Source organism: Burkholderia sp. Bp9016 (genome assembly GCF_003857765.1).
Taxonomy (GTDB): Bacteria; Pseudomonadota; Gammaproteobacteria; order Burkholderiales; family Burkholderiaceae; genus Burkholderia.
Genome location: NZ_QTPY01000006.1, coordinates 28,894 through 42,351, shown reverse-complemented (window position 1 = coordinate 42,351; position 13,458 = coordinate 28,894). Strand labels below are relative to the sequence as shown.

Sequence of the window (13,458 nt, the reverse complement as noted above, 5' to 3'; positions counted from 1 at the left end):
GCACGGGCTCATCCACACACGCGGTCGAAACGGTTGCCGTTGAGCCGGATGTAGAGAATGACCCACGCACGGTACGCGCAATCCGATGACACGGCTACCGTGCAACGATCGATCCCGCTCACGCACACGTCGCCGCACGCGAGCGCGGTCGCAAACGCAGCGTCGGCAACCTTGCGGGCCGACAGGATTGCCGTCGCGATCGCAACGACGGTCCATGCGCGAAATGTCATCGTGGTGAAAAATGCTTCGGGTACGCGCAGCGCGAGCAACGACACCAGCACGAAGCACTGGATGACCATGCCGGCCAGCGCGGCGATCAGCAGATGGGCGCGCCATCGCTCGATCGTCGAGGGTGCCATCACGAACAAACCTCCCGTGCAGTCGACCGGCGTCGATCCGGTTCGATCGACGGGTCGCGGATTCGGGGCCCCGTGTGCGGTCCGTGCCGAACGTGCCGAGCCGTTCGGGACCTGGAGAAGCGGGGGATAACCGGGAAACGGTGTGGCCGATGGTAGCGGGAATGCCGGCGGCAAACCTTAAGCGTTCTTCAGAATCGGTCGACATTCGACGCGGCGCGATTACGTTCCGTTGCACGAACTCGCGGCCACGCTCGTACAATCGCACACGCCTGCATACGGATCGACCATGCGACTCCTCCTTGTTGAAGACGACGACCTGATCGGCAGCGGCCTCGAGATCAGCCTCGGCCAGGCCGGCTACCAAGTCGACTGGCTGCGCGACGGCCACGCGGCCGCCGCGGCACTCGCGACGACGCGCTTCGCGCTCGTCGTGCTCGATCTCGGGCTGCCCGGGAAATCCGGATCGGAACTGCTGCGCGCGTTGCGCGACGGGGGCGATACGACGCCGGTGCTCGTCCTGACCGCGCGCGGCACCGTGGCCGACCGCGTCCGCGGCCTCGACGACGGCGCCGACGACTATCTCGCGAAGCCGTTCGAGCTGAGCGAAGTGCTCGCCCGTTGCCGTGCACTCGTGCGCCGTTCGCAGGGCCGCGCCGGCGACGAGATCGTCTGGCGCGACATCACGATCGATCTGGCCGCCCATACGGTCACCCGCAATGCGTCGCGCATCGCGCTGACGTCGCGCGAATGGAGCATCCTGGTGCAACTCGTCAGTCACGCGGGCACGCCTCAGTCACGCTCGCGTCTCGAGGACGGCCTGTACGGCTGGCAGGAAGGCATCGAAAGCAATGCGATCGAGGTCCATATCTCGAACCTGCGCAAGAAGCTCGGCGCGGAGCTGATCCGAACCGTGCGCGGCATCGGCTACGTCGTCGACAAGCCATGATCTCGCGCTCGATACGGCGCCGCGTCTCGCTGATGGCGCTCGGCTGCGTGACCGTGGTGTGGCTCGTCGCCGTATTCAGCAGCTTCCGGCACGCGACGCGCGAAATCGGCGAATGGGAAGATGCGCGTCTCGTCGAATACGCGTCGCTGCTGGTCAACCTGTCGCCGGCCGATCTCGATCGTCTTGCCCGCATCCCGCCCGACGCGCGCGTAGAACTCGCTCGCGGCGCATCGAGACACGACGCCGACACCGACGGCGATCGCCTGCCGCGCGACGTGCTGTTCGAAGTGCGCGATGCGCAGGGCAAGGTCGTTGCATCGAGCCTGCCGGCGGGCGCTGCCGGGTCGACGGATACACACAATGCACACGACGGGCACGACGGGCACGACGCGCCGGTGACGATCGTCGTCCACGACGCACCGTGGCGCACGTATGCGCTACACGACGACGCGTCGGGCCGATGGGTGCGCGTGATCGAGCCGACCAATACGCGCAGCGACCTGGCGACCGGGATCGCGCGCGGCATCGTGCTGCCGCTGGTCGTCGCGCTGCCTGTGCTCGCGCTCCTGCTGTGGTACATGATCGGGCGCAGCCTCGCCCCGCTGAAAACGCTGTCGACACTGATCGGCGCGCGCGATGCGCGATCGCTGGAACCGCTCGGCGTCGTCACCGTGCCGGACGAAGTGCGCACGCTGGTCGACGCGATCGACCGCTTGCTGGGCCGCCTGCGCCAATCGATCGTGCGCGAGCGCGCGTTCACGTCGGATGCGGCGCACGAACTCAAGACACCGCTGGCCGCGATCAAGGTGCAGGCCCAGGTGGCGCTCGCGACCGACGATCCGGCGCGCCAGCAGCTCGCGATGCAGCGCGTCGTGCAAGGCGTCGACCGCAGCGCGCGACTTGCCGAGCAGTTGCTGCTGCTCGCGCGGCTCGACGAATACGAACGCATTCCGGCGCGCGCCGTGGACCTCCGCGAACTCGTCGACGCCGCCATCGACCGCCACGCCGCGAAAGCGTCGGACCATGCCATCGACATCCGGGCGACCGGCGCATCGGTGCGCGCGGTGCCGGCCGATCCGATCCTGATCGGCATCCTGCTCGACAACCTGATCGACAACGCGATCAAGTACGGACATCGGGGCGGACACATCGCGCTGGGCGTGCACGACGACGGCGCCGTGCAGCGCATCGTCGTGCGCGACGACGGGCCGGGCGTCGCGCACGGCGAACATGAACGGCTCGGCGACCGCTTTTATCGAGGCAGCGGCGCGCAGGCGCCGGGCAGCGGGCTCGGGTTGTCGATCGTCACGCGCATTGCCCAGTACTTCGGGGGCACCGTGCGATTCGGAACGGGCATCGACGGCCAGGGCCTCGGCATCGTGATCGCGCTGCCATCAGCAGACGAAGCCGGATCGGAGCCGGGCAGCGAGCGCGCAGACCGTTCGCACGCGACGCCTCGCGCTTAACGTTTCGTTAAGGATTCCCCCGTAGAATCCGCCCCATCGATACCCTCCGCCATCCGTCAGGAGCTTTCATGTCCGGACCTGCCCGATACGACGCCGTTGCGCGCCTTCTCCACTGGCTGATCGTGACGTTGATCGTCGCGCAGTATGCGATCGGCTGGACGATGCCCGACGTGCATCGCGACACGCAACCGGTCGGCCTGATCGCCGCACACCTGATCGTTGGCGCCGCGCTGCTCGCGGCGATGGCATGCCGGGTGCTCTGGCGCGTGACGCACAGGCCGCCCCCCGACGACCTGTCGCCCGTGATGCGCACGCTGTCCGGTGCGACGCACGTCGCCCTCTACGCGTTGCTGGTCGCGGTGCCGCTGCTCGGCTGGATCAACGCATCGTCGCGTGCATGGAGCGTGACGCTGCTCGGGATCGTGCCGTTGCCGGCGCTGTCGGCGGCCGGCTCCGGATTCGGTCATGCGATGGGCGACGTGCACGGCATCCTCGCATGGGTGCTGTTCGGCGGCATCTGCCTGCACGTGGCGGCCGCACTCGCGCATCGCTTCGTGCTGCGCGACGGCGTGATGCAGCGCATGATGCCGTGGTGATCCCCGCGCCGCGGGCATGAAACGGGACGAGCCCGCCCTCGTGCGGGCGCCTAGTTTCCGGCCTGCAGCGGTGTACCCGCGGTGACGGCACGCACGCCGGACGCCGCCGGCCTCGCCTGCTCCTGCGCCACAACCCGCGCCTGCGCAGCCTGAATGTCCGCGGGATATTCGCCGTCGTCGCCCTTCGACGGCTCGTACCCGGCCGCTTCCAGACGAATCAGTTCTTCTCGAACCTGTGCGCGCGTCAGCGGCTCAGACGACTGCGCGAACCCAGACTGACCGGCCATTGCACCGATCATCATCAGTAGTGCGATATATGTTTTCATCACGAACTCCATCCATGTTCCGTAGCGATCAACCGCGTGAATGTCGAACCCGGCGACGCGAGCGAATGCGTCAGCTTCCGAAATAAGGCCTGCAGAAGCTCTCCGGGCCGACGCACGCAACCGGGCCGGGACGCGATGGCGCCACCGCCGGCCTGCCCGCCTCGGAAGTCGCTGCCGGCTCGCTTCCGAGCGCGGCCTCGGTCCGATACCACGGCATCCGTTCGACCTGCCGCCGGAACAGCGGGCTCACGTCCGGATACGACGTATCGGTCACGAGGCTCATCCCGTGTCGTTCGGCGTCGATCAGTTCCTGCCTGACCTGCGCGCGCGTCAGCGCCTGGGCCGACGCCTGCGTCGCGACACCCGCGAAAGCCATTGCCGCCACCGTGGCGGCCTTCATCCAGTACCCGTTCATGGTCTACTCCTCCGAGATCAACGAGACGACGTGCTACATCCCGTATGACGACGCCCGACGCGTGTTTATTCCCGGGTGTGCCGCGGCGGCGAAGGCGATACCTCCCCGCCTTCCGGATCATCGGCGCCGGCCGTTCACCCTGCTGTCATTCGTTCGTTAGCCGGCGTAACCTGACGTAACGCAGCCCCCACCGCGCGTGGGGCAGACTGACGACATCCTGTGGATCGCCCTTCGATCATGTCCGTCGCTTACGACTATGCAGCCGGCTGGCTTCGCACGCTTTACGACCGTCATATCGACGGCGGCGCGGTGCTCGACACGGCCGTGTTCCCCGATGCCGAACGTTTCGTCCGTGCGTGGCCCGACATTCAGGCAGAGGCACTCGCCGTCGCGCGCGACATGCCGCGCATCCCGCGCTTTCACGAGATCATGCGCGAGCAGTACGACATCTCGGCCAACGATACGCGCGACTGGCGGATGTTCATCATGCAGGCGTATGGCCAGCCGTTCCCGCGCAACCTGTCGCGCTGCCCGACCATCGCATCGATCGTCACGGCGTCGCCGGATGTGCTGTCCGCATCGCTGTCGTTCCTCGCGCCGGGCAAGCACATCCCGCCGCATCGCGGGCCGTTCCGCGGCATCCTGCGCGGCTATCTGGTGCTGTCGATGCCGAAGCGCGCGGACGGCTCGCCCGCTGCGGTGCTGAAGGTCGACGGCAGCGAATACCGGCTCGACGAAGGCCGCTTCCTGTTGTGGGACGACACGTTCATGCACGAGGTGTGGAACGACAGCGACGAAGTGCGGATCGTGCTGCTGCTCGATATCCGCCGGCGCGGCATGCCGCGCTTGCTGACGTGGCTGTCGAATGCGGTGATCGGCATCGTGCGGCTCGGCATCCGTTTGCGGGGACGGTCGATCCCGGTTTAGCAAACCGTCCGGCGCATGCCAGCCATTGCGCGACGCAGCAACATCGCTGCGTCGCCGCCCCGAACGATCGCCTAAACTATAGAACCGATATCCCGCCCATTTCCGCACGGGTTCTGCCAGCCACTGTCATGGCACATCTCTTCTTCGCGGCGTCGATCCAGCGGCACATCGACGTGTCCGAACGCGACATCGACGCACGGACGCTCGGCGAAGCGCTTGAAACCGTCTTCGGCGCACAGCCGCGGCTACGCGGCTACATCGTCGACGACCAGGGCGCGCTGAGAAAGCACCTGTCGGTGTTCATCGACGGCCAGCCGGTGCGCGACCGGCAGCATCTGTCCGATGCGCTCGGCGACGCCAGCCGCGTCTACGTCGTGCAAGCGTTGTCCGGAGGATAAAGGGTCCCATCCTCACCGAAGCCGGCGTCCGACCGCGCCCACCGGAGACACCCGACATGAACGATCGACTGCTCGTCGCGACCCGCAAGGGCCTGTTCGTGCTGCAAGCCGACAGCAACGGCGGCTGGTCGCTCGGCGAACCGCACTTCATCGGCGACCCGGTCAGCATGGCGCTCGCCGACCCGCGCGACGGCACGCTGTATGCGGCGCTCGATCTCGGCCATTTCGGCGTCAAGTTGCATCGCCACCGCGCCGGCGCGGCCGAATGGGAAGAATGCGCGGTTCCCGTGTATCCGTTGCAGCCCGCCGACGCACCGCGCGCCGATCTAGGCGCACACGCAGCCGCCGGCGACGCGGACGGCGCAGCGCCCGCCCCGCCGCGCCCGCCCTGGACGCTTCGGCAGATCTGGTCGCTCGAAACCGGCGGCGTCGACGAGCCGGGCGTATTGTGGGCCGGCACGATACCCGGCGGACTGTTCCGCTCCGACGACGGCGGCGATTCGTGGGTGCTCAACCGCGCACTGTGGGATCGCCCGGAGCGCCCCGAGTGGTTCGGCGGCGGCTACGACGCGCCCGGCATCCATTCGGTGATGGTCGATCCGCGCGACAGCCGGCACGTGACGATCGGCATCTCGTGCGGCGGCGTCTGGCAGACCTTTGACGGCGGCGCGACCTGGCGCGTCAGCGCCGACGGCATGGAAGCCGACTACATGCCGCCCGAGCGGCGCGGCGAGCCCAACGTGCAGGACCCGCACCGCGTCGTCCAGTGCGCGGCCAATCCCGACGTGCTGTGGACCCAGCATCATTGCGCGATCTTCCGCTCGACCGACGGCGCGGTTCGCTGGCAGCGCATCGAAGCACAGCCGTCGAGCTTCGGCTTCGCGGTCGCCGTGCACCCAGCGGATCCCGACACCGCGTGGTTCGTACCGGCCGTGAAGGATGCATGCCGGATTCCGGTGAACGGCCGGTTCGTCGTCACGCGCACGCGCGACGGCGGCCGCAGCTTCGAGAGCCTGTCGAACGGGTTGCCGCCGGTGCCGGCCTACGACCTCGTGTATCGGCACGGGCTCGCCGTGGATGATTCCGGCACGCGCCTCGCGATAGCGTCGACGACGGGCGGGTTATGGACCTCCGCCGACGGCGGCGGGAACTGGCGGCAGGTATCGGCGCATTTGCCGCCGGTGTATTGCGTGCGCTTCGGGTAACGAAGTTCCAGTGGGCGTTCGCTCGCGTGTTCGATGTGCCGGCGGCGAGGAAGGAGGCCTGAGTGACGCGGTCGTCATTGAAATGACGCCGCCGGGATACGCCCCGCCTCACGTCACGACGTGCATTACTTATCGACGCAACAGTTGTCGGGGCAGCCAGGGAGCAATGTTATCTCGGCGCGCTTTGCATTTTCATCGTCCTGAATGCTCATGCGTTCATAAACATAACCATGAACAGCGTAGCGCTCCCGTTTCAGCCCGAAACGCACCAACAACCGCCGGGCGGACTCGGCACGCCGGGCAGACAGTTCTCCTGGATAGACTTCCGCAGACTCGGCCGCGCCGCTCACGGCTACACCTTCGCGAATCGGAAACTGCGACAACATTTTCGATACCCAGACTCTCAGCCTCTTCGCTTGCGCGTCGCTCACCGTCGCAGAATTCCGCTCAAACATAAGATCAAAATTTTCCCCGGCAAATTCTCGGGCCCATCGCAAGCATACGAATTTACGGATCCAAACAACAAGAATGCACCGCTAATCAAGCCAGATAACATATGCCGAAATACTGTCCGCATTTTTAATGGCTATCTCAGGATTATTTTGCCCCCATTCGGGAAGAAATCGCTTGATTCCATACTTTGGATCGCCCGCCCCGAACGTATCCTTGAAGTGAGTACATTCGTGGATAATTGTTGACAACTTCGAAGTTGCCGCCCGACTTCGATCGCGAATGGTACAAAATTCTTCGCGAATGCTTATTGTATGCGTTTCAGTGTCGGGGCCACATACATGCGCAACGGTTCCAACATTCTTGTTGGTAGGCAAGCACCCAAGTGCTCTATCCAGATCGGGACGAGCCCTTAGGAAATTCCCCGGGCCGAGTGACCGCATGGCAGAAAGGGGCGACGTCAGTCCAGTGGCGAGGCGATGACGAATCTCGTGGTTATTTGCGCCAAACCACGTCCAGACTCGTCTACGTTCCTCGGGTGCCCACTCGGCCAGTCTTTTGAGCCGCTCCTTGACCAGATCGGCCCCTTCATCGCGAAGCTGCATTATCAGTTTTCTGAATTCTGCATCAGTCATGGTCGGACAGATTGGCGGCCCGTTGAACGTAAGGGAAACTTTAAGCTTGGAACCCGGCACGGTATTCGTCACGGCAGAATCGTGGACGCAAACGTATTAGTTACACGGCATCGCTGCTCTCCTCCACGACCTCGAGCCTGATTTTCTCCGCGTGACGCGTTGTTACACGCTGGGTGTTTCCCTCGAAATCAGTGACGCCACTAAAGACCTGACCTGATGTTGTGCATATCCGGTACCGAACACGTGCAAGCGGCCGACCGCTCCGCTCATCGCACAAGACATACGGCTCATCGTGCTCATCGCTGGCTGCCGATGCAGAATCCGTGTGATTTCGGATCCGCCCAGTCAACGCCGCTGCTTGCTCAGCCGTAAATAACATCCTCATGCCGCGCTCGGCATAGAACACCGGCGGCGGATTGCAACCACAGACGTTAATGTCGCCGCTCAACGCCCAAGGTTTTCCGTTCGGCCCGAATCCAGGCCACCGCGGCCCTTTGGGGCAATAAATCCCTTCTGCCCGCAAGCCGTGCAGTAGGTTTTCATATCGAGTGCGCGATATGCACGCGCGGCGGTGGATTGGAACCGGTAACGGTCGGCAGCCCTTCCGTAATTGTCGCGCTGCCGCCCCGATCACCTTGGGCAAGAAAATAGCGGATCATGCGCCGCCACCCCGCTCGCTGCCTGAGACGGCAAGCCTCAGGACCATCAGTTCTCTATTGGTAGCGTCCCCGTGCCCGCCGCGATCGGCATGCGAGTCGACAACGGAAAACAAATACGTGGGAAATTTCTGCTTATGCGGCATCCTGATCCCCGTTCATGAAATTGGCGTGATTGGCCAACACAAAGATGCTCGCTCTCGAAAGGGTTTTCAATCATACGAGTTTGAAATTCGTATAACTAATTTTTCTTATATTTCCATCATTGAACTTCCGAATCGCTCGACCAGGATGCTGAACAAGCATGCAAAAAGCCCCCGAACCCAGATAACAACTCTGTCGTTCGGGGGCGCATGACCACCGTCAAACCTTAGGCCCAAGCGAAAAAAAACCAACCACCTCGCTCAATGCACGCCGAGATACGCCTTCACGGCCGGCAGACCCGGCTTGCCGTCGAACGTCGTCACGCCGGCCAGCCACTTGTCGAGCGATTGCGGGTTCGCCTTCAGCCATTCGGCGGCCGCCTTGTTCGGGTCTTCCTTGTTCATGATCGGCACCATCACGTGGTTTTCGATCGACGTCGTGAACTGCAGGTTCGACACGAACTTCGCGACGTTCGGGCAGCGCTGCGCGTAGTCGGGCGGCGTGGCCGTCAGCACCTTCGCTTCGCCGTAGTTCGGGCCGAACACGCTGTCGCCGCCGCTCAGGTAGTCGATCTTCATCTGCACGTTCATCGGGTGCGGCTCCCAGCCGAGGAACACGATCCACTGCTTGTCGCGGATCGCACGATTCACCTCGACCAGCATCCCCGCTTCGCTCGACTCGACCATCTTGAACTTGCCGAGGCCGAACTGGTTGCCGTCGATCATCTTCTTGATCAGCAGGTTGCCGTCGTTGCCCGGCTCGATCCCGTAGATCTTGCCGTTCAGCTTGTCCGCGTACTTCTGGATGTCGGCGAACGACTTCAGGCCGCCCTGGTACACATAGTCGGGCACGGCCAGCGTGTATTTCGCGCCGGTCAGGTTGGGCGTCGCGAGCACCTTGATCGTGCCGGCCTTCGTGAACGGCTGGATGATCGGGTCCATCGTCGGCGACCAATAGCCGAGGAACACGTCGATCTGCTTGCTCTTGATGCCGGCGAACGTGATCGGTACCGATGCGATCGTCTTGGTCGGCGAGTAGCCGAGGCCCTGCAGCATCGTCGCTGCGAGGCCGGTGGTGGCCGCGATGTCGGTCCAGCCCACGTCCGCGAAGCGCACGTTCTTGCACACGGGCGGGTCGGCCGCATAAACGGCCGACATCGGCGCGGCGATCCCGATCCCGCATACCGCTGCGATCAATAGGCGCTTCATTTGTCTTCTCCTCAAGGTGACGTCGTTTGCTTGGATGCGGGATCGTTGATTGAAGCCACGCGCCGCGATCCCGGCGGCGTCGCGGACCGAACAGGGTTCGCGCAAAGTCTCAGCGCCCCGGCAATCGGCGCTCGTAGCTCGGCGCGTGGCCGAACTGCGCGCGGTATGCCTTGCTGAAGTGACACGGCGAATGGAATCCGCAGGTCGTCGTCACGCGTGCGATCGACGCGTCGGTCGTGCGCAGCAGATCGCGCGCGCGTTTCAGACGCAGCGTCAGGTAATAGTGGGTCGGCGACACGTTCAGGTACACCTTGAACATCCGCTGCAAGTGCCGCTGCGACAGGCGCACGAGCCGCGCGAGCTCCTCGAGCGACAACGGCTCCTCGATGTTCGCTTCCATCAGCCGCACGACCTCGATCAGCTCCGCGCGCGAGAAGCCCACGCGCGCATCCACCGGAATCGGCTGCGTGTCGGTCGAGCTGCGGATGCGTTCGAGAATGAACTGCTCGGACACCTGCGCGGCGAGCTGCTGGCCGAAGCGCATTCCGACGAGGTTCAGCATCAGGTCGAGCGGCGCGGTGCCGCCGGTGCAGGTCAGCCGGTCGCGGTCCACCACGAACAGTTCGTCCGCAAACCCGACGTTCGGAAACTCGGCGTGCAGCGACGACAGGTTCTCCCAGTGCACGGTGCAGCGATAGCCGTCGAGCAGCCCGCCCGACATCAGCGCATACGCGCCCGTGCAGATGCCGCCGAGCGGCAGCCCGCGTTCGGCGAGCGCCGCGAGCGTGTCGCGCGCGCCGTCGTCGACCACGTCGCGGATGCGAATGCCGCCGCACACGATCATCACGTCAGGCAGGCTCGTGTAGTCGAGCGCCTGGGTCGGCCGCACCGCGATGCCGTTGCTGGCATGCACGGGAGCGCCGTCGAGCGAGTAGATCGACCACCGGTAATGGTCGGCGCGTCCGACGTAGTTCGCCATCCGAAGCACTTCGACGGCGCTCGAAAACGCGATCATCGAGAAATTCGGCAGCGTCAGGAAGCCGAAATGGGCGAGGGACGAAACCGGTGAAACGCAGGCGGCGGGCGCAACGGCAGCGGCGGACGTCACATCGGGCTCCTGGCGAACGGGTTGAGCAGGTTGCAGGCGGTCAGCCCCGCGGCGGATGCCGCGGAGGCCGGTATCGAGTCAGGGAAGGCGGCCGGAGGACTTGCCGGCCGCCAGCGCGTCACGCTTGCACGGGCGTTGCCTTGCCGCGGAACAGTTGCTTCAGGCCCGAGAACAGCGGTGCTTTCACGGTGCCCGGCGCACGGCCGAAGCTTTCGGTAATGCGGTCGAGAATGATCGCGAGCAGCACGACCGACAGACCGCTTTCGAAGCCGAGGCCGATGTCGAGACGCTGGATACTGGCGAGCACGTCGTTGCCGAGGCCGCCCGCACCGACCATCGACGCGATGATCACCATCGACAGCGCCATCATGATCGTCTGGTTCACGCCTTGCATGATCGACGGGAGCGCGTTCGGGAACTGCACCTTGTACAGCAGTTGCCACGGCGTGCAGCCGAATGCCTGGCCGGCTTCGACGATCTCGCGGTTCACGTGACGGATGCCGAGGCTCGTCAGACGCACGGCCGGCGGCATTGCGAAGATCACCGTCGACAAGATCCCCGGCACGCGGCCCAGACCGAACAGCATTGCGGCCGGAATCAGGTAGACGAATGCGGGCATCGTCTGCATCAGGTCGAGGATCGGACGCACGATCGCGGCGACCCACTTGCTCTTCGCGGCCCAGATGCCGAGCGGAATGCCGAGCACGAGGCTGATGATCGTCGACGACAGCGTGAGGCCGAGCGTGATGACGGTCTGATCCCAGAAGCCCGTCGCGAAGATCAGCAGCAGCGACAGCGTCGTGAACAGCGCAAAGCGCCAACCCACGCGCCACAGACCAACACCGATGAAGATCGCCATCATCAGCCACATCGGGATCGCCTGCAGGCTGTGTTCGACGAAGGCGGCGAGACCCTCGATCGCGCGACCGATCGCATCGAACGTCGCCGCATCGTGATCGAGCAGGTAGTGAACGGACTGGTCGACCCAGGTACCGAGCGGAATCATTTCAGACATGGGAACCTCGCGAACGCGTGATGGCCTTCAGGATGAGTGCACGGTCGACCGAGCCGCAGTAGCAGCCGTCGTCGTCGACGACCGGCAGTGCATTCGGGCTCGCGACCACGCGCGCGACGACGTGTTCGAGCGACGCATCGTGCCGGATGCTTTCGATCGGGCGCACGGACGGCGCCTCCTGGCCGATCGCATCGCGCGTGACGAAGCCGCGCAGCTTGCGTGCCGCATCGAGCACGAACGCGTATTCGGCGCTGCCGTTCAGCGTCGCTGCGACATTTGCGGCATCGCACTTCGACACGATCGGCACGGCGCCCGTCTGCATCAGGTCGCCGGCCGTGAGATAGCGGCTGGTGTCGACGCCGTCGAAGAACGCGCGCACGTAGTCGTCGGCCGGGTTCGTGATGATGTCCTGCGGCGTGCCGACCTGCACGAGCCGGCCGCCTTCCATGATCGCGATGCGGTTGCCGATGCGCAGCGCCTCTTCCAGATCGTGCGACACGAACATGATCGTGCGGCGCTGTTCCTTCTGCAGTTGCAGCAGCACGTCCTGCATTTCGCGGCGCTTGAGCGGATCGAGCGCGGAAAACGCCTCGTCCATGATCATCAGCGACGGGTTCACGGCCAGCGCGCGGGCGAGGCCGACGCGCTGCTGCATCCCGCCCGACAGCTCGGACGGCAGCTTCTGCGAGAACGGGGCGAGACCGACCTGCTCGAGCACCTCCATCGCACGGCGCTCGCGTTCCTTCTTGCCGACGCCCGCGACCTCGAGGCCGAACGCGGCATTCGACACCACGGTGCGATGCGGCATCAGCGCGAACGACTGGAACACCATGCTCATGTCCTTGCGGCGCAGCGCGGTCAGCGCCGAGCGGCGTGCCGACGCGACGTCGAGCCCGTCGATCATCACCTTGCCGGCGCTGGGATCGACCAGCCGGTTCACGAGGCGGATCAGAGTGGACTTGCCGGAGCCAGACAGGCCCATCAGCACGAATATTTCGCCTTCCTGCACGTCGAACGATACGTTGTGCACGCCGACGACCTGACCGGTACGCTTGAGCACTTCGTCCTTCGTCGAGCCGGCGGCGAGCATGTCGAGCGCCTGCTGCGGGTTACTTCCAAACACCTTGCACAGACCTTCGACCACGACCTTGGGGGCATCCATCGAAACCTTCTCCTCGTGTAGCGGGGACTCACGCGTGTCACATAGCGTGCCTACATAGTTGCCAGAAAAAACCCCGACCTGCCGACGAATTACGACAAACGCTTGCGCAAATACGACACGGCCGGCAGCCGCACCTGGCGGACCGCGGCACGCGACCGCATCCGATTGCGGCAATGCAATACGCGCAGGGCCAGCAACGACGGGCATCGCGCGCGAGACTTGTGCGCAGCAGCGTGACGCGCGACCGATGACGTTTTGCGTCAAGGCGCATCGGCCGCAGGTCGCTTTGCGACAATTTCACGTCCGATCGGACCGAATCGCGGTCGCATGCGGACAAAAAGCATGACCGTACGTAAAACCGCGCGTCGCAACGGCCAGACAGCCACGTCTGGAGGCCTGTCCGCAACCCAGAAAATCCCGCATGGCCGCTGTGATACATTGC

General features: G+C 64.8%; 14 protein-coding genes and 1 pseudogene. 6 read left to right on the top strand and 9 right to left on the bottom strand.

Annotated elements, in window-relative coordinates:
• Positions 1–8: 8 nt before the first annotated feature.
• Complete coding sequence (locus DIE13_RS09220; RefSeq protein ID WP_124826855.1) at positions 9–359, bottom strand: hypothetical protein; 351 nt, start codon at positions 357–359, stop codon at positions 9–11.
• Between the two features lie 286 nt (positions 360–645).
• Between DIE13_RS09220 and DIE13_RS09215 the strand changes: the two genes are divergently transcribed.
• The 3 genes from DIE13_RS09215 to DIE13_RS09205 all read left to right on the top strand — a co-directional run bounded on the left by DIE13_RS09215 (position 646) and on the right by DIE13_RS09205 (position 3,367).
• On the top strand, positions 646–1,305 hold the full coding sequence (locus DIE13_RS09215) for a response regulator (RefSeq protein WP_124826854.1): 660 nt from the start codon (positions 646–648) through the stop codon (positions 1,303–1,305).
• Complete coding sequence (locus tag DIE13_RS09210; protein WP_124826853.1) at positions 1,302–2,771, top strand: ATP-binding protein; 1,470 nt, start codon at positions 1,302–1,304, stop codon at positions 2,769–2,771. The genes DIE13_RS09215 and DIE13_RS09210 overlap by 4 nt, the downstream gene beginning before the upstream one ends.
• Before the next feature lie 68 nt (positions 2,772–2,839).
• Complete coding sequence (locus tag DIE13_RS09205; RefSeq protein ID WP_124826852.1) at positions 2,840–3,367, top strand: cytochrome b; 528 nt, start codon at positions 2,840–2,842, stop codon at positions 3,365–3,367.
• A gap of 50 nt (positions 3,368–3,417) precedes the next feature.
• Here the strand turns inward: DIE13_RS09205 and DIE13_RS09200 are convergent, their stop codons facing one another.
• Together DIE13_RS09200 and DIE13_RS09195 are read right to left on the bottom strand one after the other, a co-directional pair.
• Entirely contained in the window at positions 3,418–3,693 is a 276-nt protein-coding gene (locus DIE13_RS09200) for a DUF4148 domain-containing protein (protein ID WP_124827035.1), read from the bottom strand.
• Between the two features lie 70 nt (positions 3,694–3,763).
• Positions 3,764–4,108, bottom strand: a complete 345-nt coding sequence (locus DIE13_RS09195; protein WP_124826851.1) for a DUF4148 domain-containing protein — start codon at positions 4,106–4,108, stop codon at positions 3,764–3,766.
• 237 nt (positions 4,109–4,345) lie between these two features.
• Between DIE13_RS09195 and DIE13_RS09190 the strand changes: the two genes are divergently transcribed.
• The 3 genes from DIE13_RS09190 to DIE13_RS09180 all read left to right on the top strand — a co-directional run bounded on the left by DIE13_RS09190 (position 4,346) and on the right by DIE13_RS09180 (position 6,638).
• Positions 4,346–5,035, top strand: coding sequence for an aspartyl/asparaginyl beta-hydroxylase domain-containing protein (locus tag DIE13_RS09190; protein ID WP_124826850.1), 690 nt, complete (start codon positions 4,346–4,348; stop codon positions 5,033–5,035).
• Between the two features lie 128 nt (positions 5,036–5,163).
• Positions 5,164–5,433, top strand: a complete 270-nt coding sequence (locus tag DIE13_RS09185) for a MoaD/ThiS family protein (protein WP_124826849.1) — start codon at positions 5,164–5,166, stop codon at positions 5,431–5,433.
• Positions 5,434–5,489: 56 nt separating this feature from the next.
• Complete coding sequence (locus DIE13_RS09180) at positions 5,490–6,638, top strand: exo-alpha-sialidase (RefSeq protein WP_124826848.1); 1,149 nt, start codon at positions 5,490–5,492, stop codon at positions 6,636–6,638.
• 125 nt (positions 6,639–6,763) lie between these two features.
• Here the strand turns inward: DIE13_RS09180 and DIE13_RS09175 are convergent, their stop codons facing one another.
• The 6 genes and pseudogenes from DIE13_RS09175 to DIE13_RS09145 all read right to left on the bottom strand — a co-directional run.
• Complete coding sequence (locus tag DIE13_RS09175; RefSeq protein WP_124826847.1) at positions 6,764–7,093, bottom strand: OmpA family protein; 330 nt, start codon at positions 7,091–7,093, stop codon at positions 6,764–6,766.
• 81 nt (positions 7,094–7,174) lie between these two features.
• Positions 7,175–7,795 (bottom strand): M35 family metallo-endopeptidase, encoded by a 621-nt coding sequence (locus DIE13_RS09170; RefSeq protein WP_124826846.1) that lies wholly within the window; start codon positions 7,793–7,795, stop codon positions 7,175–7,177.
• A 988-nt stretch (positions 7,796–8,783) separates the two neighbouring features.
• Complete coding sequence (locus DIE13_RS09160) at positions 8,784–9,731, bottom strand: choline ABC transporter substrate-binding protein (RefSeq protein ID WP_124826845.1); 948 nt, start codon at positions 9,729–9,731, stop codon at positions 8,784–8,786.
• A gap of 109 nt (positions 9,732–9,840) precedes the next feature.
• A complete protein-coding gene (locus tag DIE13_RS09155) occupies positions 9,841–10,839 on the bottom strand; it encodes a GlxA family transcriptional regulator (RefSeq protein WP_124826844.1) in 999 nt (332 codons plus the stop codon).
• Between the two features lie 118 nt (positions 10,840–10,957).
• On the bottom strand, positions 10,958–11,854 hold the full coding sequence (choW, locus tag DIE13_RS09150) for a choline ABC transporter permease subunit (RefSeq protein ID WP_124826843.1): 897 nt from the start codon (positions 11,852–11,854) through the stop codon (positions 10,958–10,960).
• Positions 11,847–13,164: pseudogene (locus DIE13_RS09145) on the bottom strand (glycine betaine/L-proline ABC transporter ATP-binding protein); the annotation flags it as partial. The gene choW and the pseudogene DIE13_RS09145, both read right to left, overlap by 8 nt.
• Positions 13,165–13,458: the final 294 nt, after the last annotated feature.

Coding starts and splice junctions, on each gene's coding strand:
- DIE13_RS09220 (WP_124826855.1), bottom strand. CDS start 359: ATGGCACCCTCGACGATCGAGCGATGGCGCGCCCATCTGCTGATCGCC.
- DIE13_RS09215 (WP_124826854.1), top strand. CDS start 646: ATGCGACTCCTCCTTGTTGAAGACGACGACCTGATCGGCAGCGGCCTC.
- DIE13_RS09210 (WP_124826853.1), top strand. CDS start 1,302: ATGATCTCGCGCTCGATACGGCGCCGCGTCTCGCTGATGGCGCTCGGC.
- DIE13_RS09205 (WP_124826852.1), top strand. CDS start 2,840: ATGTCCGGACCTGCCCGATACGACGCCGTTGCGCGCCTTCTCCACTGG.
- DIE13_RS09200 (WP_124827035.1), bottom strand. CDS start 3,693: ATGAAAACATATATCGCACTACTGATGATGATCGGTGCAATGGCCGGT.
- DIE13_RS09195 (WP_124826851.1), bottom strand. CDS start 4,108: ATGAACGGGTACTGGATGAAGGCCGCCACGGTGGCGGCAATGGCTTTC.
- DIE13_RS09190 (WP_124826850.1), top strand. CDS start 4,346: ATGTCCGTCGCTTACGACTATGCAGCCGGCTGGCTTCGCACGCTTTAC.
- DIE13_RS09185 (WP_124826849.1), top strand. CDS start 5,164: ATGGCACATCTCTTCTTCGCGGCGTCGATCCAGCGGCACATCGACGTG.
- DIE13_RS09180 (WP_124826848.1), top strand. CDS start 5,490: ATGAACGATCGACTGCTCGTCGCGACCCGCAAGGGCCTGTTCGTGCTG.
- DIE13_RS09175 (WP_124826847.1), bottom strand. CDS start 7,093: ATGTTTGAGCGGAATTCTGCGACGGTGAGCGACGCGCAAGCGAAGAGG.
- DIE13_RS09160 (WP_124826845.1), bottom strand. CDS start 9,731: ATGAAGCGCCTATTGATCGCAGCGGTATGCGGGATCGGGATCGCCGCG.
- choW (WP_124826843.1), bottom strand. CDS start 11,854: ATGTCTGAAATGATTCCGCTCGGTACCTGGGTCGACCAGTCCGTTCAC.